Raw genomic sequence first — 23,494 nt, 5'->3', positions numbered from 1 at the left:
TTTACGCCACCTTTTTTAGTTCTGCGATACATTCCTTGCAACCGTCCGCGCAGTTTTTGCAGATTTCGTGATGGGATTCGTGTACCCTACATTCCTTTTCACAGGCTTCGCAGGCTTTGATACAAAGTGCCGCCAGTTCCTTGGTGAACGGAGAATTGGACGCTCCCAGACTCACGAAGGCCTTACAAAGCGCGAGCGTATCCTTTACCGTTTTCAGACAATCCGCGAGCATCGTATCCCCGGAAGCGAGCGTTTCTTCGCAATGAGCGAGACAGATTTCGGCGCTGACGATACATTTCGCCGCGGCCTCCAAAACCTTTCTGTCCGCTTTCTTTCCTGCGGAAAGGGCGTTGTTCGATCCGCTTTTTTTCGCGGTTTCGTGGTTTTTGTGACCGGATTCCTTCGCCAAAAGGTTTCCCGCGGAAGCGAGCGCGAACGCGGCCGCCGATTTTGCAAGTAGTTCTTTTCTAGTTAACATAATAAATTCCTTAATTATAATATTCGACGATTTTAAAGTAGCGCGGGATGCGCGTTTCTCTCAGATCAGTAGTCGAATACTGGATAAAAACAGGAGGGATGGGTGTTGAAAAAGGCGGTCCGTAGGCGGGGATTCTCCGAGGTCGATCCGGTCCGAAAAAGGAAACGTGACGGAAAAGACGTCCGCGATTCTTCCCAAGATCCAATGGGGTCTCGGTTTTAATTCCGGGTTTTGCAACTGGACGGATTCTCCGGAGAATACTAAGTCGCATCCGGTGCAACCTGAGTCGGTCTCGGAGGAGGTTTGCGTAGAATGACAAGGGGGAAGCGGTTCCTCTGAGTTTGCGTAAGAGATCGATCGGGAAACGGCGGGACAGGATTCTCCGGAGAGCATAACCGTGAAACAAAACAGGGCCGTGCCGAGACCGAAAATTCCCAAAAGAGCCGATACGCTTTTTCTCTGCCGGTTCATTCTTCCTCTTAGACTTTTCGGCGGAAGGGATCGGGCAAGAAGTTTTTAAAAAATTCGTTTGCTTTCCTTCCTGTTTCAAGAGAGGTTTGTATCCTTTTCAGACTCGACAACGGATTATACGAGGAACGATCATCGATGAATTCCATTTTAATTTTGGACGACGCGCAGGAGAATTGTTTGTTGATGCAGGGTATTTTGCGTAAGTCCGGATATAAGGAAACGTTCGTCAGTCAATCTCCGGAGGAAGTGATTTCCTGGTTGAGTTTAAAATCTCCGGAACCTCCAGAGAAAGAAATTTCCCTGATTCTGTTGGATATTCTTCTTCCGGGAATCACGGGGATCGACATCCTCAAGTTGATCCGGGAAAAAGAGGAACTCAAGGACATTCCCGTGATCATGATCACCGCGCTTAAGGAATCCAACGTTTTGCAGGAAGCCTTCGACGCCGGCGCGATCGACTACGTGGTCAAACCCTTCGATTCGACCGAACTTCTGGCTCGAGTCCGCTCCGCGCTTCGGCTTAACGAAGAGATGAACAGAAGGAAGGAACGAGAAAAGGAATTGGAAAAACTCACCGATCAGCTGCAGGAAGTGAACGCCTATCTGCTCGCGATCGCGAGAACGGACGGTTTGACCGGACTTTACAACCGTAGATATTTCGACGAGGTTTTGGCGACTGAATGGAAACGTTGCTGGAGAACCGGGAACAGCGTCGCCTTATTGATGTTAGATATCGATCATTTCAAACTCTACAACGACACATACGGTCATCAAGCCGGAGATCAGTGTCTAAAACGGGTGGCCACCTCCATTCGTGAATGCGCGCGCAGGGCGGGAGATATAGCCGCGAGATACGGTGGGGAGGAATTCGCGGTGATTCTTCCGGAAACGAGCGAATCCAACGCGGTGATCGTCAGCAGAAATATTTTGGATAAGGTGGAAAAGCTGGCCATTCCCCATTCCGCCTCCAAAACGGATTCGATCGTAACGGTTAGTATAGGAATGGCTACGCTCAGTCCTAATCCGGAAAATTCCATTTCCGAATTGATAGAACGCGCGGATAAGGCGTTGTATCTCGCCAAAGAAGAAGGAAGGAATTGTCTTCGGTTTTATCCGCAAGGCGATTGAGATTTTTATCCTTCTCCGGGAGTAATCCATAAAAATTGAATGTCGTTTACGTTGGTTCCGGTGGGACCCGTGAACAAAAGCGAATCGGATATTTCTAAAGCGGAGTAGGATTCGTGTTTGCGGAGTAATTCTTCCGGATCCGCGGAACTCCCGATTTTGTCCCAGGTTTCTCCGTCCACATACGCTCCCGCCGCGTCGGTCGGGCCGTCGGTTCCGTCCGTGGCCAAGGACAAAAGAAAAATCCCCGTTTCTCCTCGAATCCGTTTGGCGAAGGCGAGGGCCAATTCCTGATTTCTTCCTCCCTTTCCTTTGCCGTCGTGTGTTACGATCGTTTCTCCTCCGCAAAGAAATAACGAAGGCTTTTTTGCGTTTCGGGAATATTCCAAAGCGATCGATCCTAAAAACGAGCCGGCTTCCTTGGCTTCGCAGTTTAAGGAAGAAGTCAACACGGATACGGTAAGATTTTTTGATTTCCAGTCTTTGACGACGGCGTCTAACGCTAGGGAAAGATTTCCGATACAATGGATCGTGTTCCTTTCGGAGATCGGCGCGGCTTCCGTTTCGGAAAAAATCCGTTCGGATCCTTGGTCGGTATTTTCCGACGAGTTTTTTTCCGCTTTCGGATCCGCTCCGGATTCGGATCTTCCGCGAATCGATATTAAACTTTCGATTTTAGGGTCGGCGATTAAATTATATTTTTTGAATATTCTATAGATGGAATCCCGATCCGGTTTTGCGGGAGTCATCGGACCCGATGCCACCTTGGAAAGGTCGTCTCCCAATACGTCCGAGAGGACCAAGGTGACCGAATTTGCGGGAAGGATTTTTTCGAGCAGTCCTCCTCCTTTGATCTTAGAAAGTAGGATCCGTACGGAATTGATTTCGGAAATGTCCGCGCCGCATTCCAACAAAGTCCGATTCCAGCGGACCAGATCTTCCAGTTCCAATCCGTCTTCGGGAATTTCCAAAAGGGAAGAACCTCCTCCGGACAACAATACCAAAACGAGATCCTCCGATTTCAGATCGGAACAGAATTCCTCCGTCCTTTTTCCGGCGAGCAGACTTCGTTCGTCCGGGATCGGATGTCCCGCTTCTACGTTCTCCCAACCTCGCGGCAAAGGTCCGCAGTGTCCGTACTTCGTTACGATCAGAGCGCGTTCGATCCGTTCTCCTAATATTTCGGATGCGGAGATCGCCATCGAGTACGCCGCTTTTCCGATCGATAGAAGTCGGATATTCCCGATGAGATCGTGTTCGCGTAAAAATTTTCGGACCAATTCACCGGGGGAAGAAGCGCATAACGCGACCGATGCGGCGTAATACAAAACGGATTCGGGAGAATCGAGATCGGGCTGTGGAACGTTCCGCGGTTCGAGTCGGGGCATGAGGCGATCTAAAAACGACTCGGACAAAAAAGAAGCGTTTTCTATTTTGTCGATCCAGGTTCTTACGTTTCATTTCGACTTTGACAATTTATTCCGAATTCGAAAAGTGGGAAGCCGCCGGGATCGCTCGCGTTTTTCCAAGGAAACGTCTCCGTTTCGGGAGCGGAATCGGTATTCAAGGGGAAATTTCATGTCCGAAATCAAAACGAATTCCATCAAAAACGGAGAAAGAGAACATCGATATCTGAGTTGCGGCAAGGGAAACAGGCTGATCTTTTTCTTTCACGGTTTTCCTGACGACGCGGGTTCCATGAAATCTCTGATGGAACTTTTCGCCGAAAAAGGATTTCACTGTTTTGCTCCGTATATGCGCGGCTATTCTCCGGGATCGAGCGTTCCGTTTTCGACCACGGTGAGCATCGCGGAATTGGCCGGGGATTCGAAATTCGTCGTGGATTCCCTGAAACAAAAATACGACGCCGAAACGACCACGGTAGTTGGACACGATTGGGGAGCGATCGCCTCTTACGCGTTCGCCAATTTGGCTCCGGGAAGTCTTGATACGTTAGTCGCCTTGTCCGTACCTCCCTTGCCCACATATCTAAAAAATCTAATGTTGTATCCTTCGCAGATCGTTCGTAGCTGGTATATACTTTTCTTTCAGTTGAGGAGCGGAATTCCGGAATCTGCGCTTTTACGAAACGACCTTTTGCGTAGGTTGTGGGAGGACTGGAGCCCGGATTGGAAAATCCCGGAGGATCGGTTTAGGGAAGTTTCCGAAAATCTTAAGATCACGGAACATCTGGCGACCGCACTCGGATATTACAGAGGACTTTTGACCCCCGGAAACTTGGCTCTTTGGAATTCGAGTAGGGAACTCGTCTTCAAAAAAATCTCGGTTCCTTCCCTGGTTTTGGCCGGAGAAACCGACCAGTGTATCTCTCCCGCCGTTTACAAAGGACTCGAATCCGAATTTTATTCCAGAGTTTCGTTTAAGGTCGTTCCTAAAGCGGGGCATTTTCTTCCGTTGGAAGCGCCCGAATTCGTGGCCGGAGAAATATTAGAATTTTTGAAAATAAAGGAAAGATAATATATCAAAAAGCCGCGTTTTTGATCCCAAAAACGCGGTAGAGTGTGTTCGTAAGCTGAGTAAAAGGAAATTTCAACCTTCTGCTTCGGTCGCGGACCAGCTCGGCGAGGCTTCCGGTTTTATAGCGGCCGTCGCGTTTCGTTTATCCGCCAAGGATTCGAAATAATCCTCGTAATACGGAAAATTGGTTCCCATGATCCGATCCCAAAAATTGAAATAGAGGCTGTAGTTTCCGTGGAATTTTTGGTGATGTAGGTTGTGATGTGTGGAAGTGTTCACCCATTTGAGAATCGGATGACGCACCCAGGACTTGGGTAAAAATTCGTAGCCGAGATGCCACCAAATGTTCATCACCATAGCGTAGACCGTGTGTAATAAAAGGACGTGAAAGTGGATCGGAACGACCAACACGAAAAACACGATGTAGACGCCCTCCAAAATGGCCTCAAAAAAATGAAAGTGATACGCTGCGATCGGAGACGGGTTTACGGATTGATGATGGACCGAATGTACGCGCGAATAAACTTTCTTATGATGCATCCAACGATGCGCCCAATAGAACCAGGTTTCGTGCCAGACTGTGATCAACAAAAAGGAGAGGATCATATACGGAATTCCACCGTGGGAGGAGTAGTCCCCGAAATAGACGTTGTTGGGAATCAGTCCCATCTTCCCGGAAACTATGTTGGTGGTCGCGATGATCGTGAATACGAATAGAGTTACCGCGGATTGTTTGAATTCGTTTTTAACCTTTTCGATTTTCGGATATATCGATTGGATCCGAAAACGGTGAAACGTTTCCTTTTTCCAAACGTAAAAAAATAAAAAAGCAAGACCCGCGATCGGGTAATACCGCACGATATTCATCGTAAATTGAAAGAGTCCGATTTTTTGGACGCAGTCTAGAACTAACTCGCATTGAATTGGATTCATATCACTCCTTTCGAATACGATTCGAGTGTATCCTATTTACGGCTTCGATCGTCCGAATGGTTCGAAACGGTCGTAAAAAAAAGTCCGGACTTATCAATCAGGTCTTGGATCGTGTTTTTTTTCTGAACTCCGTAGGACTCAAACCCGCTTCTTTGCGGAAGGAATCGTTAAAGGAGGATTTGGATTGAAAACCGACTTCGTAGGCTATGGATAACACCGTCGTTTCCGGGGAATGAAGGAGAAGTCGTTTCGCTTCACGAATTCGATATCCGTTGACCAATTGAAAAAAATTCTTTTTGAGATGAAGGTTGAGATATTCGGAAAGTTGGTGCGGGGAAATTCCCAATTCCTCCGAAAGTCGAGCCAGCCCCAAATTCTCCTCTTTGTAAATTTTTTTCTCTTCGAAAAGGTTATTTAGCTTATTCTCCAAACGATCGAGATCCACCGATTTGAGCTGGGTGTTTTTGTATTTTTTTTCCTCTTCTACGATTCGTTTGACCGCGCTGAAAATTTCGGGATGGCTTTGACGAATCACATACAAAGCGCAGAGTAAAACAGCGATCAACGCGGAAGAAAGTTCCAACCGGCTCAAACTGATCTGCTGGATACTTCCGGACAGACCTAAAAAAGAAGAAGCGCCCGTTACGAACAAAATCGAAAGGATCATACGCAATTCCGGTTTGTCCCGGATCGTAGTCCAACGGACCCGATGGACGAGATTCCAGAGAATGTGCGCGAGATAGAGGAGAAGGGTGAGGGACATTCCCGCGATTCCTAGTCGCAGATCCCAGGGAAAATTTCCCTGTTGTGCCGTATCCAAACAGCGCAACTTTTCCTCCGCGGAGGAAAGATAAAACGGACCGAGTAACAATAAAATTCCGCAAAAAGGAATCCAGTCATACCATCGGATGAACGGAATCGAGTCTTCCTCTTCCCAAAGAAAGGAAATGTATGAGCGTAACAAAGGACCGAACAAAATCGCTACGGGAAGATGGATGATATAAACGTGGGGAAAACGACGGATTTCCTGGGAAAGAAGCAGATACGCGTGCCCCTGGAACAGAAAAACTCCCAGGAATAGAAACAAAAGGGTTCTGTTTCTTCGATTTTGAAACGCCAACGGAACTTCCCCCAAAACGAACAACAAGGAAAGAGCGCTTGAAAATCCGATGAATCCGGTCAGAAAGGAATGAAGAGAAACGTTTTCCATACGTGTCTTGGGAATCGACTGTAAAACGGGCCCCTTTTTTCGAAACGCAAAATCTTTCTCCGGTTTGATCCCAAAGCTCCCGGTCGTCGGAAAGCGGCAAAATCGAGAAAAAGGCGCTAATATTGAAAAAAGGAACGAATTCGAATGTTTTTTGATCCAAGAGGCAAACCGACAAGTAACAAAACGAACAGAATTTGTTTTGTTGTTGCATTGCACTACGTCGAATTAGAAGATACCTATGGGACAAAATACTGTTCTTTTCTCCTTACTGGGGAGGCGCGAAATGCTCGAAAAAATGATCGAAGATTGGAAAGATTCTGTTAAGGAATCCGTAAAATCGGTACGCGTACCTTTAGAAGTTCATAGTAAGACCGGAAATTACTCCGCCGAAATCGGAGGCTGGGAAGGGACTTCGATGAGTTTGAATCTGGAACGGTTCAATTCCGATTCGGTCGGGGAAGCCGCCACTTTGGAAATTAAAATTCCGTTTTGGAAGGAACCGATTCTGCTTCACGGAACGATCACCGAAAAAAAGATCGTCCGTTCCAAATCACAAGAAAGAATTACGGACAACGTTCTTTTGTTCGAATCGGATGCGATCACTCTGATCAAAAAATTCCTACCGAAACTTCCGCTCGATCTCAAGGATTGGAAACTTCCCGAATTTCCGAAAAAAGCCGGATAACGAAACGGACGAAAATCATTCTGTACCAAGGGACGCAACACAAAGCGTCCCTTTTTGTTTTTCAAACATGCTTGTTGCATTTGCGAATTTTTGATTCGTAGTAACTCCTACGAAGTAATTCCTACAAAGTAACTCCTACGAAGTAATTCCTACAAAGTAACTCCTACGAAGTAATTCCTACAAAGTAACTCCTACGAAGTAATTCCTACAAAGTAACTCCTACGAAGTAATTCCTACAAAGTAACTCCTACGAAGTAATTCCTACAAAGTAACTCCTACGAAGTAATTCCTACAAAGTAACTCCTACGAAGGAACTCCTACGAGTCGAATTTTTTCTTTGATAATTCTCAAGTTCGATTTCCGTTTCCGCTTTGGATTCCCATTTGACATTCTTCATTTTTTCCTCCATTCTATGAGCGAGAAGTTGTCCTCAAGTTTCCTTTCGATTTCTTTTCTGACGAACCTGCTTCCTGAATCTATCTTCTCGATTCGAAATCGTTTCCGAGAAAGGCGACTTTAGGAGAAGAGAGGACTTCGGTCGGTGCGCGAGATTTAATTCAGGAGAATTGTATGAAACGATTGTTTGTATTCGGGTTTTTCTTTTTTTTCGTTGGGGGAATTTCCGCCCAAGGAAATGGGAGAGGAACTCCTTCTTGGAATCAAAAAGGAAAACCCTGTTTTGCAGATCGGGAAAAATTCTGCAAAGACGTGGATCGAAGCAGAGGAGCGATGAGAGATTGTCTTTTGAAGAATGAAGCACAACTTTCTCCGGAATGTAAGACACATTTGGATCGAACGAAGGACCGCCCGGGTCGTCGTAGATAATTCGTATCTTTCTAAATTCTTCCGATCGGAACGTTTCGTTCGTTTCCTACGAAACTCCGGTTCCTGGTTTTCTTTCGTTCGGTTCCGAGCCATTCGCCGTTTCTGCGTTTCGGCTCCCGGGGAATTAGAGTTTTAGTTCCAAAAGAAGAGGAGCGTGATCGGAAAAGGGTTTGTCGCGATAGATGGAATGGGCCTTTACGTTTTTACGAAGCGCTTCGGTTACGAAGAAGTAATCGATTCTCCAACCCTTGTTTTTGGCGCGCGCGCCCGCACGAAAGGTCCACCAGGAATATTCCTGTTTTTCAGGATGTAGATAACGGAACGTATCCACCCATCCTTTTTCCAAAAATCCGCTCAGCCATTCCCGCTCTTCGGGTAGAAATCCGCTACTTTTGGCGTTGCCCTTCGGATCGTGGATGTCCTGCGGAGTGTGCGCTATGTTTACGTCCCCGCATACGATTAGGTTGGGATGTTTTTTTCTCCTTTTTTCGGATTCCTTCAAAAACAAATCCAGAAATTTCATCTTCGCCGCTTGCCGTACGTCCCCCGTGGTTCCCGAGGGAAAGTATAAATTCCAAAGTGCAAAGTCCGGGTATTCCAGAAAGATACTTCTCCCTTCCCGATCGAACAAGGGATCGCCGATTCCCAATGTGGTCCTCTGAGGCGGTTTTTTATAAAGGATCGCCACTCCGCTGTACCCTTTTTTTTCGGCGCTGTGAAAGACCGCGGTGTAACCCGATTCTTCCCAAAACGGAGAAACCTGATCCATCGTCGCCTTGGTTTCCTGAAAGCATACGAAGTCGGGTTCGTTTTCGCGTATGTATTCCGCCAAACCTTTTTCCAAGGAAGACCGGATTCCGTTACAATTTAAGGAAATCAGTTTCATGTCTGTGGTAGATTGTTTCGATTTCCGAAGGAAGCAATTGTTTTTTTCCCGTAAATTTCAGATGCAGGAAGAGTTCTTTCTTAAATTCTGGTTTTTGATGACGATCCGTATTTTAAAAGTCGATCTCAAGGATCGGGACGTTCTCGATCCCGTTCTCCAACGAGCCAGAGAGGATTTAAGTTCTACATCGAGTCTGGTTCGTCCGATCATCGAGGACGTGGAAAAAAAAGGGGATTCCGCTTTGCGGGAATACACTCGCAGGTTCGACGGGGAAACTCCCGATTCGTTCGTGGTGGATTTGAAAGACCTGCGTCCTAAAATCGATTCCGATCTCGAAGCCGCGCTGCGGAAAGCGGCGGACAATATCCGAACGTTTCATCAAATTCAAATTCCCGAAGATCGGGAAATTCTTATCCACGGTAACCGTCTGGGGATTCGCCACACTCCCGTCGAATCGGTTTCCGTTTACGCTCCGGGCGGCAAGGCGTTGTATCCTTCCACGATTTTGATGGGTGTGATTCCTGCGCGTTTGGCGGGAGTCGAAAACGTTCAAATCGTCACTCCTCCGCAAAAAGGAGGTTTGCCCGACGGTCTTATCGCGGCGGCACAAATCGCCGGAGCGGATCGGATCATTCTCGCAGGAGGCGCACAAGGTATCGCTGCGGTTTCTTACGGAACCGAAACGATTCCCGCTTCCGAATTCGTGATCGGCCCCGGAAATAAATTCGTGACCGCGGCCAAGGTGTATCTCAGCGGTTTGGGTGTGATCGGAATCGACAGCCCGGCCGGTCCGAGCGAAGTTCTCGTGATCGCTGACGATTCCGCAAATCCGGTTTGGGTCGCGGCGGATCTGCTTTCCCAGGCGGAACACGGCGAGGACTCCGTGGCCATTCTTTGTACCGATTCCTTTTCCTTTGCGGAGTCGGTCGCGGCCGAAGTGGAAAAGGCACTTTCGGAACGGCCCAAACGAGGCGAGATGAAACGAAAATCGATCGAGGATCACGGAAGAATATTCGTATTTCCTAATTTAGAAGATTGTTTTACGTTTTCGAACCGTTTCGCCCCCGAACACCTGGAAATTCAGACCAAAAACTTTCGCGAGGATCTGAAAAAAATCCGACACGCCGGCTCGGTGTTTTTGGGGAATTATTCGCCGGTGGCCATGGGGGATTATATCAGCGGAACCAATCATATACTTCCCACCGCGGGAGCCGCCCGGATTTATTCCTCGCTCGGGGTAGGAACGTTTTTAAAACGTATAACTTGGCAGGAGGTTTCGCAAAATTCCCTTTCCGAATTGTATCCTCACGTGAAGGCCCTTTCCGAGTTCGAAGGTTTGGACGAAGAACACGGCACTTCCGTAAAAATTAGAACGTAAGAATATTCAAACTTTATGATTATTTGTAGAACACCCGAAGAAACGAATTCCCGGATCCGAAACTGGAAGTCCGAAGGTAAACGGATCGGATTTGTTCCGACGATGGGATTTCTGCACGAAGGACACGCGGATCTTTTTCGACGTTCCGTCTCGGAGTCGGATAAAACGGTCGTTTCGATTTTCGTCAATCCCGCCCAGTTCAACGATCCGGAAGACTACGCCAAATATCCGGTCGATACGGAATCGGATCTGGAAGTATGTCGTTCGAAGGAAGTGGATCTTGTGTTTTTGCCCGATCGCGAAACGATGTATCCGGGCGGGATTCCGGAAGTAGTATTACAAATTCCTCATCTTATGCGGAATCTGTGCGCGACCTCGCGTCCGGGGCACTTCGAGGGAGTGTTGCTCGTTATTTCCAGGCTTTTTCATTTCGTCGAGCCCGACCTCGCCTTTTTCGGAAAGAAGGATTATCAACAATATCTTTTGATTCGGGAATTTTGTAAGTCGCTCGGATTTCCGGTGGAAGTGATCGGCTGCGAGACCGTACGTTCTCCGGAAGGTTTGGCGCTCAGTTCCAGGAACGCGCGTTTGAGCGAGTCCGAAAAGGAGGAAGCGCTTTTGATTTCCAGGGCGCTTCGTCTGGGAGAATCGCAGATCCGTTCCGGCAATCGGGATCCGATCCTGGTGCGTGAAATCATGAAGGACGTTCTGGATTCCTCTTCGAAACTCCGTCTGGATTATTTAGAAGTTTTGAATGCGGATACTTTGGAAGCTCCCGAGTCCTTGAGCGGAAACCTTCTGCTCGCGGTGGCCGCGTTTTTGGGTTCGGTCCGTTTGATCGACAACCTTACGATGAGAGTTTCCGAATGAAAGAGTTGATCCGCGTTTTGGGCGACGAACTATTTTCGTCTCTGCAACGATCGCGCGGAACCAAAACGACTTCGCGTTCGGAAACTTCCACCAAAACGAAGATCGATCCGTCTTTGACCGCGGAGATTTATTCCGTCGTACCGGGAAGTCATGCCGTTTTAGCCTCCTCTTTCTTCCAAAAATGGAACGGGCCGGTCCTTGTGATTTCGGAGAACAATACCGCCGCAGAGTTTTTGTATCGAGAGGCGCTCAGTTTTCTCCCGGGCGCCGATCTGGTTTTTTTTCCGGGGCAGGAAGTTTTACCCTACGAATACATGCGTTATCCCGCAGAAATGAAACGCGAACGAATCAAGGCGATCGCAAGGATTTTAAGCGGAGAACCCGCCTTGATCTTTACGAGCGTTTCCGGTTTTTTAAAAACGCTTCCTCCCGCAAAAACCCTGCAAGGTACAGGGATCGTTCTGGAAAAGGGAACGGAAATCGATCTCGAATCCCTACTCATTCGTTTGATCGATCTGGGATACAAACGTACGGACGTATGCGAGACCTTCGGAGAGTTCAGCTTAAAAGGTGGAATTTTGGACGTATATTCCTCCAATTCACCCGAGCCGATCCGAATCGATCTTTTCGGAGAGGAGATCGAATCCATCCGCACCTTCGATTCGGACACACAACGATCGATCCAGGATCTGGAAAACGCACTTATACTTCCCGCGGACGAATACGTTCTTTCGGACGAACAAAAAAAAGAATATCAGAATATTCTAAAGTCTGCGGATTCCGGTCTTCATCTTCCCGAAATTCCCGATTTTAACTACGGGGTTTATTACGAGGAGCTGATCCCTCTTGTGCGGGAAAACGCAGGGATTCTTTCCTACTTTCCGAAACCTCCGACACTTCTGTTTCCTTCTCCCAACGCGGTCCGGGAACGTTTGGTCCACCTGGAGAGGGAATACGCTTCCTTGTATGAAAAACGGTCCCGGGAAATCCTTTGTGCTCCTCCGGAGAAGCTGCTTTCGTTCGGATCGGAATATTCGGCGGTTTCGGATCTCGCAGGAATTTCGTTTTTCGGTCTACCGCCCCGAAACGGAAACGATCCGGTTTCCTCGCTCAAAGAGGCGCCAGGGTTTAAGGGAAAAATCCGAGAGGTCCGTGAAAAAATCGCGGAACTGCGCGCGGAGGGAGGTTGGAAGATCGTATTGACCTCCTCCTTCGAAGCGCAGACCAAACGTCTGCAGAGCCTTTTCGAAAAGGAAGGCATCGTTTTGTTAAACGAAGAAGCCGCCGAACCTCAGCCGTTTCGCATAACGGATCAGAAAAAGGACGCGTTTTTAGTACTTTCCGAACTCAGAAACGGCTTCATACACGAAGACGAAAAAATCCTCGTTCTTTCCGAAAACGACATCTTCGGAAGGGAATACAAACGGAAAACCCGTTTTAAAAAACAGAACAGCAAAGCGCTCCAGAGTTTTATCGATCTCAAGGAAGGGGATTACGTGGTGCATATACACCACGGGGTCGGTAAGTTTCTCAAGATAGAGCGTACCAATGCGGGGGGGAAAGAGCGGGACTTTCTGAAATTGGAATATGCGGGAGGCGATTCGCTTTTCGTTCCTTTGGATCAGATCTCTTTGGTTCAGAGATACATAGGCGGCACCGAATCTCCTCGTCTCGATAGTTTAGGAAAAAGCACCTGGAAAAAGACGAAGGACCGGGTTCAAAAAGCGGTGGAGGCTCTTGCCGAGGATCTCGTGCAGATGTATTCCAATCGTATGAAACTACAAGGATACGCTTTTCCTCCGGATACAGTGTATCAAGAGGAATTCGAAGCCGAATTCGAGTTCGAGGAAACACCGGACCAGATCGAGGCCATCGAAGCGGTAAAACGGGATCTGGAATCCCCGCGTCCCATGGACCGACTCGTATGCGGGGACGTAGGTTACGGAAAAACCGAAGTAGCCATCCGCGCGGCGTTTAAAGTGGCGATGGCAGGTCGTCAGATCATGATGCTCGCGCCTACGACGATTTTAGCATTACAACATTATAATACGTTTAAAAGCCGTTTCGAAAATTATCCGCTCCGCGTTGAGTTGGTTTCCCGTTTTAAAACCGCGGCCGAAACCAGAAAGATACTCGAGGATTTTTCCTTCGGTAAAATAGATATGGTGGTGGGAACTCACGCGATTCTTTCCTCCAAACTCAAACCGAAAAATCTGGGCCTTCTCGTCATCGACGAGGAACAGAGGTTCGGCGTGAACCACAAGGAGGCGATCAAAAAGTTCAAGAACCTCGTGGACGTGCTTACGTTAACCGCCACGCCGATTCCCAGAACACTTCACATGGCGCTCACTGGAATCCGGGAGCTTTCCATCATCGCCACTCCGCCTAAGAACCGTCAGTCGGTGGAAACCTACGTTTTGGAGGAGGATGAGGACTTGATCGCGGACGCGATCCGTAACGAAATCAAACGAGACGGTCAGGTTTTTTATCTTTATAACCGAGTCGAAACGATCGAACAGGAAACCAAGTATCTCGGAGATATAGTGCCCGAGGCGTCGATCGGCGTCTTACACGGCCAGATGACCGAGGATGAAATCGAGGAAACTCTCCTCGATTTTTACAACCGCAAATACGATATTCTCGTCACAACGACGATCATCGAATCCGGAATCGATATGCCCAATGTCAATACTCTGTTCGTAAAACGCGCCGATCTTTTCGGTCTTTCGCAACTCTATCAGATTCGGGGAAGGGTGGGTAGAAGCGATCGTAAGGCGTTCGCCTATCTGCTTCTTCCCAAGGACAGAGTCGTTACGGAACAAGCTGAAAAACGTCTGAACACGATCTACGAATATCAGGAATTAGGTTCGGGGTTTAAGGTTGCGATGCGGGATTTGGAGATACGGGGCGCTGGAAATCTGCTCGGTAAGGAACAATCCGGAGATATCATGGAAGTCGGATTCGATCTGTATGTGCGTATGCTCGAAGACGCGATTTCCAGGATCAAAGGTGAAGAAGTCGCCGTGGAGGTGAGAACTTCCGTAACGCTGAATACGAACTTCTTTATTCCGGAAACATACATTCCAGATACGAGACAAAAGATAGAATTTTACAAAAAGTTCGAAGGCGCTCGGGATCTCGAAGAGATCGAGGAGGTTCTTACGGAGATGAGAGATCGTTTCGGCGAACCTCCCGCAGACGCGAAGACGTTCGTTCTTCTGGAAAAAATCAGAACCCTCGCATCCAATTTAGGTTTCGAATCCGTCGCCGCGATGAAGGACGAAATCAAATTGAAGTCAGGCTCTTATTTCCGAGGAGACAACGAAAAAATCATTCATCTTATTTCCGCTAGGCTCGGTCTTACGATCAATCCGAGGGAACCGAACGTGCTTATTTTTCAAACAGGAAAAAAATCGGAAAAGGAAACGTTGGACACTCTCATCTTCCTTCTTTCCGAAATGCTTCCTTCCAAAAAAGTATAGACGACCAAACGCCGAATCCTATCCTATGCACCAGGAACCTTAAGTCCGATGAAAAAAAACAGTATTCTCATTTTTGTAACACTCATCGCCGCGTTTTTGGCGGGTTGCGGAGACAACTCCGAAGTCATCGAAACACTCGACGGCAATAAAATCACAGTGAATAGTTTTGAAGATACTTATAACGTGGCGATCGACGCCATGAGTCGGGTTCAGAATATCGAAAAGGAAAATCTTCTCGAATTCATCTCGAAGGACATCGCGGAAGTTCCGGAACAGATGAGAGCTCTCAACTATCAGTTTCAAAAAAAGAATTTTTACGACCAATACAGAGATATGATGATCACTACGATCGCGGCGGAAAAAGACGGATTCACCAAACGCGACGATATCAAAAAAATTCTGAAGTTTCAGGAAATGCAGATCGTTTCCCAACTCTACGTGATGCATCTCGTGGAAAGTAAGATCAAAATTTCGGAAGAAGAGGCGATGGAGGAATGTCAGAAACTCCGTTCCAAAGAACCGCAGATCGGTTCTCTTCCGATCGACCGTTGTATTCTTTTCGCAAGGGCGAAGTTGAAAAAGGACAAGTCTCAGGAAATTCTTCCGAAGGTTTTGGAAAGAATCAAAGAACAGGTTTCCATTAAACACAACGACAAGTTCGATCTGGACGCATTCTTAAAGAAAAAATCCGGAACGTCTTCTTCCGATACCAAAGAAGCTCCGGCTTCTCCCGAAGCTCCTAAAACGGAAGCCCCAAAAACTCCCGGACAGTAACTTCCTTGAACCATTACCTGAACGCCTTTCTGAGAAGTATCATTGAGGCGATCACCGAATTTCTTCCGGTGTCCTCGACGGGGCACCTGTTTCTGTTCAGTTCGTTTTTTCCGTTTTCCGGAGAGAATTTCGGAATCGAGTTCGACGATCTTTTTGATATTTTCATCCAAAGCGGCGCGATTCTTTCCGTATTATTTTTGTATCGTGAAACCTTTCGTTCCCATCTAGTCTCCTCGTATCGATATTTGGTCGGACAGCAGAAGGAATCGGTCGGATTTCATTTCGTTCTCAAAATCGGGATCGGAGCTTTGCCGATTTTGGCGGCGGGTTTTCTCGCGAAACGTTTTCTGGACACGATCAAAGCCAGACCGGACCTTTTGGATATTTTGGCGGGAGCTTGGATTTTCGGGGGAGTTTTGATTCTTCTCGCAGAACGTTTTTTTCGAAAGAAAGGAGGCGCGGCTCCTCGAGAGCCGATCGCTTTTTCGGACGCGGTTTGGATCGGAATCTTTCAGTGTGTCGCTTTGATTCCGGGCGTTTCCCGATCCGCGGCGACGATCATCACCGCGCGGTTTTTGGGAAAGGACGCAAAGAGTAGCGCGGAGTTTTCCTTTTTTCTTGCGGTTCCCGTTTTGTTGGCCGCCGGATTCTACAAACTTTATAAATACAGATCCATTTTGAACGGAGATACAATTCCGGTTTTGTTGTTCGGTTTTTTGATTTCTTTTCTTCTTTGTATTTTGGTCATACGCTGGTTTTTGAAATACGTGCAGAGGCATTCCTTTTCCATATTCGGAATTTATAGAATCTTATTGGGGGTCGGGGTTCTCGTTTTCACTAAATTTATTAGATGAAAATCCAATTCGCGGGAATAATCTGACACCGGTACCGGAATGTATCTCCGTTTAATTCTGATTTTAGCCTTTTTGTTTTTCGGGTTTCCCGCGTTCGCGCAAACAGAGGAACAGATGCTTCGTATGATTACGGGCGGAGCCGCGGATCAGAGCTTGTCTTCTTCCCCGGGAGAGGATAAAAAACTCGCTTTGTTGCGCGCCAAAAATCGTCTTTTGGGAAAATCCATCGACACTCTTCCGGATCGGGAAGTGGACGATCTTTTACAATCCTTAGGTCTTTCCCGGGACGGTTCCCTTTTTAGTAGAAGAAAACGTCTCCGCGCCGCCTTGGAAGATCAGGTCCCGGTTTCCGAAAATCCTCTCGCTCAGTTGCCGCAACAAAAAAAGGCATTGCCGATCTCCATTGAAAACGCTTCGGAAGGGGAACTTCTGCAGGTGGATAAGAATAAATCGGGTGTTCTCGTTTTGCGGGGAAGGGTTCGTTTGAAACTTCGTTCGGGTTCGATCGAAGCGGAGACGATCACCGTGGACAGCGAACGGCAGGAAATCTACGCGGAAGGCGGCATCGTCTATAAGGACGGGCGAGCGGTCGTGGAGGGGGATAAATTCATCTACGATTTTCGTTTGGAAAAAGGGGTTGTGTACAAAACCAAAGGTACGTTTGCCCCCGCACACTTTATCGGCGAAAAACTCAAAAAATTGGACGACAAACGTTATGCGCTCGAGATGGGTTACTTTACGATCTGCAACGCCGAAAAACCGCATTATTCCTTTAAGGTAAACAAACTCTACATATACGAAGATAAGACCGTAATGGCAACTAACGTGCGTTATCAGGTCGGTGGTACTACTGTTTTGTGGCTTCCTTTTTTGTACAACAGCAATTTAGGTAACGGATGGATCACACAAGCGGGTAAGAACAATACGCAAGGTCTGTTTATGCAGAACTCGTATCAGTGGTCCGTCATGCCTACGTATTCTTTCGCGCCGATGGGATATAAATTTCGCGCTGATTTTTACGAAAAAACGGGTCAAGCCTTCTCTCTCGAGATGTGGAAACAAAGCCCCGCTTTGAATTATCTGATCGATATCGGATACGCCAACCACAGGAACTACGAGATTTCCGCTGCTTACGAGGATAGGTTTAAAAGTTTCGGCATCGGAACCACGGCCGTGTCCAACCAAGTCGATAAGGGACCTCTGTTTTCTTCGGATCCGAACAGTCCGTATCGTAATATCGGAACCGACACGGAACCTTGGTGGAAGGGTAGGATTCTTTTGAATTCCAAAACGAACAACACCGAGAAAGACGTTACCCGAAATATCAGCTTTCAATACGAAAATTATACGAACCGTCTTTACGAATACGAGTACGGAAACCGATACGAACCCGCTAACACTCTTCAATCCTTATACACCGCGAGGAACGTACGTCTGGGTTTCATCCGAAACACTTTGGAATGGAAATTCGATTATACGGAAAATCGAGGAGACTTATCCATCAACGTAGGGATGAAACGGAATCTCCTGTATTATATCCTTTCTCCCGCGGGCAAGTCCGGCTATTTTCCCATCGTGGACGTTTTACCTACGACCACCATACGTAATTCCTCCGAAGTGGGAAGGCTTCCGTATTTTAATTCGGCCGTTTATTGGGACGTGTTTTTGACGAATACGATTTTGCGTTATTACGGGGTTCCTACCCGCGAGAATCTGGCGGTTCCCACGCTCGACGGAAATTATCAGGATCCGTACGGAAACTACAAGGACAACGTTTTGAGAACCCAGTATTTCACCCAGGGGGAATCGGGTCTGCGTACCGCTCTGAATCTTGGAAGTTATATTACGGTGACGCCTAACGTGTATTTTGGGGCTAAAAAACAATCCGCTACGAGTAGGAATACCGCGGCAGTTACCGGAGTTACGGACAGTTCGTTCACTTCGTTGGAACGTTTGTTGGCGAGGGAATCCTACGAATATCTCCGCACATCCTCCAATCTTAGGATCGGAGTTCCTTTGTTGTTTTTTAACGCGACTTACCGGAAGTTGGAAGCGTACAAACCCGAATTGCAGGATCCGGTTCTCGCCAAAACGAGACAACACGAGTTGGAAGTTTCCTTGGAAAGTTACGCGTTGGAGAATTTCGAAATTTCCATTCGTACGATCCGAGACCTTCGCACGTTTTCTCCGGAATACAAACCGCAACCGACCGACTCGGAGCGTTGGTATTTTACCGTGGCTCGTTTTTCCGGTTATTTCGATTTTTTGGACGGCTTCCGTCCGAAACGCGCCTCTTTGCTCGAAAAGAAACGCAGCTTTTATTCGGGACTTTTTTTGAACAACGATTACGTTCATCATACTCCCAAAGCGAAACCGTTGTCCAACAGCTTGACCATGTCCTACAAGATGGGAGGATTTACCCTTCCTTTCGTACGTTTGATCCGGGAATTGGAGCTCGGAGGAACCTGGTATCACGTGTATAACAGCCCCATTTTGGACGGATATCGTATATTCGTAAAAGCGAATATAGATTTTACGAGACATCTAGGCATAGAGGCGGAGTTGGATTCCAGGGTGAGTCAACCGTGGAGATATACCAATCAGGTCGGGAACACATACGACTCCTACTATTTCGGAAACGATCCTACGATGACGGCGTCCACGATCAATCTGGAACGAACGACCTTACAAAGGGATTTGATAGACGGGACGGGAGTAAACGGAAACGGTGCGAGACAAAACACTGCGCTAAACATAAATCGTTTTATGGGAACGATCAAATACAATCTTCATACCGCCAACTTTAGACTCGGTTACAGTATGGATCTGCGTGCGGTTCCCGGCGGACGAACGGACGGGTTAGTTTCCTTTTACGATCAGTCGATTTTCTTTTCCATTTCGATCACGGACTTCAGCCTGGGACAACAGGATTCCTCCGAGTTGACGAGGGTCCGTTTGTTTCGTTTCCGAAAACGACCGTTTCAAGCCGGGGACAGGGCCGAAATCAATTCGGAGAATCCTTGATATGTTGAAAGAAAGAAGTCAAACGTTCAAACTCGTATTTACGTTTTTGGATTTCGCAAACGCGCTGTTAGGTTGTATTCTCGCGTTTTCGTTCCGCTTTTATCTTTTGGACGACACCGGTTTGGACAGACGATACGTGGACGTTCAGAGTTACGTATTTCTTTTCGTTTTGTTGTCCTTTTTTCAGGTGATCGTTTTTATCGCGATCGATCTTTATCATCCGAGGCGCGGACTTTCCTTTATCGACGAATTTCTGACGATCGCGGGCGGGGTTTTTATCAACCTGATCCTGGTCCTTGCGATCCTGTTTTTTTTCCGCGGGGATTTGGGAAGTGAACGTTTTTCCCGTTCTGTGATTTTGGCTTTTGCGTTCATCAATACTTTCACGACGAGTCTTCTTCATTTTTCCGCAAGGATCATCCTTAGGATTCTCCGTAAAAAAGGTTATAACCTAAGGAGCGTGCTTGTGGTCGGCGTTGCGGAAACTTCGAAACGATTCAACGACGCCGTCATCAAACACGGAATTTACGGTTATAAGATTTTGGGATTCGTCCAAAGCGGTGCAACGAAACCGGTGCGTAAGGACATGAAGGTTTTAGGCAAAATCGCGAAGATAGGAAAAATTTTAGAGACCGAACGTCCCGATCTGGTCGTTTATACTTTGGAGCCTTCGGAAGGGGATCACCTCAAGGAAGTATTGGACGCCTGCGATCACGAAGGTATTGATCTCAAAATCGTTCCGGGTTTTCAGGAATTCATCAAAGCCCGCGGACGTGTCGAGGAAATGGAAGGTCTTCCCGTGATTTCGATCCGTAACATTCCGATTCGATTAGGATATAATAAATTTATAAAGCGTAGTTTCGATCTTTTTTTCTCGATCCTATTCATTCTGCTTTTTTCCCCCTTTTATCTTTTGATGGCCTTGCTCGTAAAACTTACTTCCTCGGGACCGGTGTTTTATTATCAGGAACGTGTCGGTTTGGATCATAAAAAATTCAAGATGATCAAATTTAGAACGATGGTGGTTCAGACCAGAAATCAATCGGAGACGACTTGGACCGTTCAAAACGATCCTCGGGTGACCGCGGTAGGACGGATTTTACGGAAACTTTCCCTGGATGAAACTCCCCAGTTTTTCAACGTGCTCTTCGGGGATATGTCCGTCGTTGGGCCGAGGCCCGAACGTCCGCATTTCGTTGAGAAGTTTAAGAACGATCACAAACACTATATGCGTAGACACGCGGTGAAGGCGGGAATCACCGGACTCGCCCAAGTGAAAGGCCTGCGCGGAGACACTTCGATCGAGGATCGAATCGCGGCCGATATCTATTATATCGAAAACTGGTCCTTATGGCTGGATATAAAGATTATTCTACTGACTCCGTTTAAAGGAATCATGGACAAAAATGCCTACTAAAACAGTCTGACAGCAAGGGAGAGAATCATGAACCTGAACGAAGATTCTTTGCAGAAAATAGCGGAGCTCGCACGTCTGAAAATCCGCCCCGAGGAAAAGGAATCCGCCCTGAACGACTTCAATAAGATTCTCGAATACGTCGATCAGGTCAAAACATTGGACGTCAGTTCGATCGGAGAAGATGAAATTTATCTGAACCACCAGAACGCGATCCGTCCGGATCTCATGGGAAAACATCTTTCCCGAGAAGAAATCGAAACCTTCGCACCTTCCTTTCAAAACGGATATTTCGTCGTCCCTAAGGTGATCGAAACATGAACGAAATATTAAAAAAATCTTATGTTGATCTCAAAAAATCGCTGAACTCCGGCGAAATCTCCGCCGTCGCTCTCGCACAAGCCTGTATCGATCGAATCAAAGAGGTGGACGGTTCCGTAAAGGCGTTCTTGTCCTTGGACGAAAACACGATCCTAAAGGCGGCGACTGAAAGCGACGAAAGAAGAAAATCGGGAAAGGTTTTGTCGGAATTCGACGGAATGCCCGTGGCCATCAAGGACAATATCTGTATCCGCGGTTCGGTGACTTCCTGCGCTTCTAGAATATTAGAAAATTATAAATCTCCGTTTCATGCGACCGTGGTGGAACGGCTTTTAGAGAAGGGATTCGTCTTATTTCCGAGAACGAATATGGACGAATTTGCGATGGGTTCCTCCACCGAAAATTCCGCGTTCCAGGTTACGAAAAATCCGTTCGATCTCGAAAGAATTCCCGGAGGTTCCAGCGGAGGTTCCGCGGCGGCCGTCGCAGCTTCGATGGTTCCGTTGGCGCTCGGTTCGGATACGGGCGGTTCCATTCGTCAGCCCGCGTCCCTTTGCGGAATTTACGGATTAAAACCGACGTACGGAACCGTTTCGAGATACGGTCTTGTCGCGTATGCTTCCAGTTTGGATCAGATCGGTCCGTTTTCGAAGGATGTGCAGGGTTGTATCGATTTGTTTTCCGTGATTTCCGGTAAAGACGAACGCGATTCCACTTCGGTCCATCGTTCCGCGTTTTCTCCTTCGCAGGTTTCTTCTTCCGATTGGAAAGGAATCAAAGTCGGAGTGATCCGAATGACTCCGGAAATTCAAACCGATGTCGCCAAAGCATACGAAAAAACGTTGGATTTGTTGAAGGCGAAGGGAGCGACTTTGGTCGAATTGGACTTCTCCAAATTCGGATACGCAATCCCGATCTATTATATCATCGCAACGGCGGAATGTTCCTCCAACCTATCGCGCTTTGACGGAATCCGTTTCGGAGCCAGAAAGGACAAAACCGGAAAACTCGAGGATCTGTTTGTGGATTCGAGAACGGAAGGTTTCGGTCCGGAAGTGAAACGTAGAATTTTACTGGGGACTTTTTCCTTGTCGGCAGGTTACTACGACGCCTATTACGGAACCGCGCAAAAGGCCAGGGTATTGATTCGGAACGAATATGAAACGTTCTTCTCGAAGGTCGATTTGATTTTGCAACCGACCTCTCCCACGACCGCGTTTCGGGTCGGAGAAAAAACGAAGGATCCGATTCAGATGTACAAAGCGGATATTTGGACTACGAGCGTAAATCTCGCGGGGCTCCCGGCGATCAGCGTTCCGATGGGAACCGATTCCGCCGGTTTGCCGATCGGATTGCAGATTACCGCTCCTTCCTTCGAAGAGGGAAAACTATTCGGATTCGCACAAGAACTTTCTAAATTAGAAAGTTTGAATATTCAACTTCCGGAATCTATCGGATGAGCAATCTTACCGCGAGAGTCATTCCCTGCCTGGACATCAAAGATGGAAGGGTGGTCAAGGGGGTGAATTTCGTAAATCTCGTGGACGCCGGGGACCCGGTCGAATCCGCGGCGATCTATGAGGAAAATCTCGCGGACGAACTTTGTTTTTTAGACATCACCGCTTCTTCGGATCGCAGGGAGATTTTGCTTCATCTTGTGGAACGTATCGCCGAAAAAATCTTCATTCCTTTTACGGTCGGGGGTGGAATTCGTACGGTTGCAGACGTAAAATCCGTTTTGGAAAAAGGTGCGGATAAGGTTTCGATCAACACGGCGGCTTTTCAAAATCCCGAGTTGCTTTTGCAGTCTTCCGAAATTTACGGATCGCAGTGTATCGTTTGTGCGATCGATGTCAAATTCCACAAGGAAAGGGATCGTTACGAAATTTTTTTACACGGCGGAAGGACGGAAACCGGTCGGGAAGCCTTGGATTGGGCGCAGGAGGCTGCGGCGAAAGGTGCGGGCGAAATTCTTTTGACTTCGATGGATCGCGACGGAACGAGGAACGGATTTGATATTGCTCTTCTCAAAAATTTTTCCTCGGCTTTGCAGATTCCGATCATCGCGTCAGGTGGTGCCGGGAATCCGGAACATATGGTGGAAGCGATTCTCCGGGGAAAAGCGGATGCGGTTTTAGCTGCGTCGATTTTTCATTTCGGGGAATATTCGATTCGGGAAACGAAACGGGCCATGCAAGAAATGGGAATTTCAGTCCGTTTGGATTGAGTTGTGTGGTAGTTCCCGCACGGTTTGTAGTCAGAAGTTTTTTTTGTGCGCTCGTGGTT

At 47.5% G+C, this 23,494-nt stretch carries 20 protein-coding genes; 14 read left to right on the top strand and 6 right to left on the bottom strand.

Annotation, left to right across the window (positions count from 1 at the left end):
* Position 1: 1 nt before the first annotated feature.
* On the bottom strand, positions 2 to 478 hold the full coding sequence (locus EHQ17_RS02855; protein ID WP_135595478.1) for a four-helix bundle copper-binding protein: 477 nt from the start codon (positions 476 to 478) through the stop codon (positions 2 to 4).
* Between the two features lie 60 nt (positions 479 to 538).
* Positions 539 to 949 (bottom strand): hypothetical protein, encoded by a 411-nt coding sequence (locus EHQ17_RS02850; protein ID WP_135595479.1) that lies wholly within the window; start codon positions 947 to 949, stop codon positions 539 to 541.
* 135 nt (positions 950 to 1,084) lie between these two features.
* Here EHQ17_RS02850 and EHQ17_RS02845 point away from each other — a divergent pair, with 135 nt between their 5' ends.
* On the top strand, positions 1,085 to 2,077 hold the full coding sequence (locus EHQ17_RS02845) for a GGDEF domain-containing response regulator (protein WP_135595480.1): 993 nt from the start codon (positions 1,085 to 1,087) through the stop codon (positions 2,075 to 2,077).
* 5 nt (positions 2,078 to 2,082) lie between these two features.
* Here the strand turns inward: EHQ17_RS02845 and EHQ17_RS02840 are convergent, their stop codons facing one another.
* Entirely contained in the window at positions 2,083 to 3,462 is a 1,380-nt protein-coding gene (locus EHQ17_RS02840; protein WP_135595481.1) for a glycerate kinase type-2 family protein, read from the bottom strand.
* Between the two features lie 190 nt (positions 3,463 to 3,652).
* Between EHQ17_RS02840 and EHQ17_RS02835 the strand changes: the two genes are divergently transcribed.
* Complete coding sequence (locus EHQ17_RS02835) at positions 3,653 to 4,552, top strand: alpha/beta fold hydrolase (protein WP_135595482.1); 900 nt, start codon at positions 3,653 to 3,655, stop codon at positions 4,550 to 4,552.
* Between the two features lie 72 nt (positions 4,553 to 4,624).
* On the opposite strand, the gene EHQ17_RS02830 is transcribed toward EHQ17_RS02835, so the two are convergent.
* Together EHQ17_RS02830 and EHQ17_RS02825 are read right to left on the bottom strand one after the other, a co-directional pair.
* Positions 4,625 to 5,485, bottom strand: coding sequence for a sterol desaturase family protein (locus EHQ17_RS02830; protein ID WP_135595483.1), 861 nt, complete (start codon positions 5,483 to 5,485; stop codon positions 4,625 to 4,627).
* A 97-nt stretch (positions 5,486 to 5,582) separates the two neighbouring features.
* Positions 5,583 to 6,695: an AraC family transcriptional regulator gene (locus tag EHQ17_RS02825; RefSeq protein WP_135595484.1), complete on the bottom strand. Its 1,113-nt coding sequence runs from the start codon at positions 6,693 to 6,695 to the stop codon at positions 5,583 to 5,585.
* A gap of 283 nt (positions 6,696 to 6,978) precedes the next feature.
* On the opposite strand from EHQ17_RS02825, the gene EHQ17_RS02820 reads away from it, so the two are divergent.
* Together EHQ17_RS02820 and EHQ17_RS02815 are read left to right on the top strand one after the other, a co-directional pair.
* The gene (locus EHQ17_RS02820) at positions 6,979 to 7,380 is read left to right on the top strand and encodes a hypothetical protein (RefSeq protein ID WP_135595485.1); all 402 of its coding nucleotides are present in this window, start codon (positions 6,979 to 6,981) and stop codon (positions 7,378 to 7,380) included.
* Positions 7,381 to 7,950: 570 nt separating this feature from the next.
* Positions 7,951 to 8,205, top strand: a complete 255-nt coding sequence (locus EHQ17_RS02815; protein ID WP_135595486.1) for a hypothetical protein — start codon at positions 7,951 to 7,953, stop codon at positions 8,203 to 8,205.
* Positions 8,206 to 8,329: 124 nt separating this feature from the next.
* Here EHQ17_RS02815 and EHQ17_RS02810 read toward each other — a convergent pair whose 3' ends face one another.
* The gene (locus tag EHQ17_RS02810) at positions 8,330 to 9,091 is read right to left on the bottom strand and encodes an exodeoxyribonuclease III (protein ID WP_135595487.1); all 762 of its coding nucleotides are present in this window, start codon (positions 9,089 to 9,091) and stop codon (positions 8,330 to 8,332) included.
* Positions 9,092 to 9,188: 97 nt separating this feature from the next.
* On the opposite strand from EHQ17_RS02810, the gene hisD reads away from it, so the two are divergent.
* The 10 genes from hisD to hisF are packed head-to-tail and all read left to right on the top strand — an operon-like array spanning position 9,189 to position 23,435.
* Positions 9,189 to 10,469, top strand: a complete 1,281-nt coding sequence (gene hisD, locus EHQ17_RS02805) for a histidinol dehydrogenase (RefSeq protein WP_135595507.1) — start codon at positions 9,189 to 9,191, stop codon at positions 10,467 to 10,469.
* A 15-nt stretch (positions 10,470 to 10,484) separates the two neighbouring features.
* Entirely contained in the window at positions 10,485 to 11,339 is an 855-nt protein-coding gene (panC, locus tag EHQ17_RS02800) for a pantoate--beta-alanine ligase (protein WP_135595488.1), read from the top strand.
* The gene (gene mfd / locus EHQ17_RS02795) at positions 11,336 to 14,821 is read left to right on the top strand and encodes a transcription-repair coupling factor (RefSeq protein WP_135595489.1); all 3,486 of its coding nucleotides are present in this window, start codon (positions 11,336 to 11,338) and stop codon (positions 14,819 to 14,821) included. The genes panC and mfd overlap by 4 nt, the downstream gene beginning before the upstream one ends.
* Before the next feature lie 48 nt (positions 14,822 to 14,869).
* Positions 14,870 to 15,595: a lipoprotein LipL31 gene (locus EHQ17_RS02790; RefSeq protein ID WP_135595490.1), complete on the top strand. Its 726-nt coding sequence runs from the start codon at positions 14,870 to 14,872 to the stop codon at positions 15,593 to 15,595.
* A gap of 5 nt (positions 15,596 to 15,600) precedes the next feature.
* Positions 15,601 to 16,449: an undecaprenyl-diphosphate phosphatase gene (locus EHQ17_RS02785; RefSeq protein ID WP_135595491.1), complete on the top strand. Its 849-nt coding sequence runs from the start codon at positions 15,601 to 15,603 to the stop codon at positions 16,447 to 16,449.
* Positions 16,450 to 16,488: 39 nt separating this feature from the next.
* Positions 16,489 to 19,473, top strand: a complete 2,985-nt coding sequence (locus EHQ17_RS02780) for an LPS-assembly protein LptD (RefSeq protein ID WP_135595492.1) — start codon at positions 16,489 to 16,491, stop codon at positions 19,471 to 19,473.
* A gap of 1 nt (position 19,474) precedes the next feature.
* Positions 19,475 to 20,890 carry an undecaprenyl-phosphate glucose phosphotransferase gene (locus EHQ17_RS02775; protein WP_135595493.1) on the top strand — a complete coding sequence of 472 codons (1,416 nt, stop codon included), beginning with the start codon at positions 19,475 to 19,477 and terminating at the stop codon, positions 20,888 to 20,890.
* Between the two features lie 27 nt (positions 20,891 to 20,917).
* Positions 20,918 to 21,208, top strand: a complete 291-nt coding sequence (gene gatC, locus EHQ17_RS02770; protein ID WP_135595494.1) for an Asp-tRNA(Asn)/Glu-tRNA(Gln) amidotransferase subunit GatC — start codon at positions 20,918 to 20,920, stop codon at positions 21,206 to 21,208.
* Positions 21,205 to 22,668 carry an Asp-tRNA(Asn)/Glu-tRNA(Gln) amidotransferase subunit GatA gene (gatA, locus tag EHQ17_RS02765; protein WP_135595495.1) on the top strand — a complete coding sequence of 488 codons (1,464 nt, stop codon included), beginning with the start codon at positions 21,205 to 21,207 and terminating at the stop codon, positions 22,666 to 22,668. The genes gatC and gatA overlap by 4 nt, the downstream gene beginning before the upstream one ends.
* A complete protein-coding gene (gene hisF / locus EHQ17_RS02760) occupies positions 22,665 to 23,435 on the top strand; it encodes an imidazole glycerol phosphate synthase subunit HisF (RefSeq protein WP_135595496.1) in 771 nt (256 codons plus the stop codon). Before gatA ends, hisF begins: the two co-directional genes overlap by 4 nt.
* Positions 23,436 to 23,494 lie beyond the last annotated feature (59 nt).

Source organism: Leptospira gomenensis, assembly GCF_004770155.1.
Classification (GTDB): domain Bacteria; phylum Spirochaetota; class Leptospiria; order Leptospirales; family Leptospiraceae; genus Leptospira; species Leptospira gomenensis.
The sequence above is the reverse complement of the archived record's forward strand: the minus strand, read 5'-3'. Positions and strand labels throughout refer to the sequence as shown.

What these genes read in the sequence shown, in the direction of transcription:
- hisF (WP_135595496.1), top strand. Translation starts at nt 22,665, where the DNA reads ATGAGCAATCTTACCGCGAGAGTCATTCCCTGCCTGGACATCAAAGAT.
- EHQ17_RS02825 (WP_135595484.1), bottom strand. Translation starts at nt 6,695, where the DNA reads ATGGAAAACGTTTCTCTTCATTCCTTTCTGACCGGATTCATCGGATTT.
- EHQ17_RS02855 (WP_135595478.1), bottom strand. Translation starts at nt 478, where the DNA reads ATGTTAACTAGAAAAGAACTACTTGCAAAATCGGCGGCCGCGTTCGCG.
- EHQ17_RS02840 (WP_135595481.1), bottom strand. Translation starts at nt 3,462, where the DNA reads ATGCCCCGACTCGAACCGCGGAACGTTCCACAGCCCGATCTCGATTCT.
- mfd (WP_135595489.1), top strand. Translation starts at nt 11,336, where the DNA reads ATGAAAGAGTTGATCCGCGTTTTGGGCGACGAACTATTTTCGTCTCTG.
- gatC (WP_135595494.1), top strand. Translation starts at nt 20,918, where the DNA reads ATGAACCTGAACGAAGATTCTTTGCAGAAAATAGCGGAGCTCGCACGT.
- EHQ17_RS02780 (WP_135595492.1), top strand. Translation starts at nt 16,489, where the DNA reads ATGTATCTCCGTTTAATTCTGATTTTAGCCTTTTTGTTTTTCGGGTTT.
- EHQ17_RS02775 (WP_135595493.1), top strand. Translation starts at nt 19,475, where the DNA reads ATGTTGAAAGAAAGAAGTCAAACGTTCAAACTCGTATTTACGTTTTTG.
- EHQ17_RS02835 (WP_135595482.1), top strand. Translation starts at nt 3,653, where the DNA reads ATGTCCGAAATCAAAACGAATTCCATCAAAAACGGAGAAAGAGAACAT.
- gatA (WP_135595495.1), top strand. Translation starts at nt 21,205, where the DNA reads ATGAACGAAATATTAAAAAAATCTTATGTTGATCTCAAAAAATCGCTG.
- EHQ17_RS02815 (WP_135595486.1), top strand. Translation starts at nt 7,951, where the DNA reads ATGAAACGATTGTTTGTATTCGGGTTTTTCTTTTTTTTCGTTGGGGGA.
- EHQ17_RS02845 (WP_135595480.1), top strand. Translation starts at nt 1,085, where the DNA reads ATGAATTCCATTTTAATTTTGGACGACGCGCAGGAGAATTGTTTGTTG.
- panC (WP_135595488.1), top strand. Translation starts at nt 10,485, where the DNA reads ATGATTATTTGTAGAACACCCGAAGAAACGAATTCCCGGATCCGAAAC.
- EHQ17_RS02850 (WP_135595479.1), bottom strand. Translation starts at nt 949, where the DNA reads ATGAACCGGCAGAGAAAAAGCGTATCGGCTCTTTTGGGAATTTTCGGT.
- EHQ17_RS02810 (WP_135595487.1), bottom strand. Translation starts at nt 9,091, where the DNA reads ATGAAACTGATTTCCTTAAATTGTAACGGAATCCGGTCTTCCTTGGAA.
- EHQ17_RS02830 (WP_135595483.1), bottom strand. Translation starts at nt 5,485, where the DNA reads ATGAATCCAATTCAATGCGAGTTAGTTCTAGACTGCGTCCAAAAAATC.
- hisD (WP_135595507.1), top strand. Translation starts at nt 9,189, where the DNA reads ATGACGATCCGTATTTTAAAAGTCGATCTCAAGGATCGGGACGTTCTC.
- EHQ17_RS02820 (WP_135595485.1), top strand. Translation starts at nt 6,979, where the DNA reads ATGCTCGAAAAAATGATCGAAGATTGGAAAGATTCTGTTAAGGAATCC.
- EHQ17_RS02790 (WP_135595490.1), top strand. Translation starts at nt 14,870, where the DNA reads ATGAAAAAAAACAGTATTCTCATTTTTGTAACACTCATCGCCGCGTTT.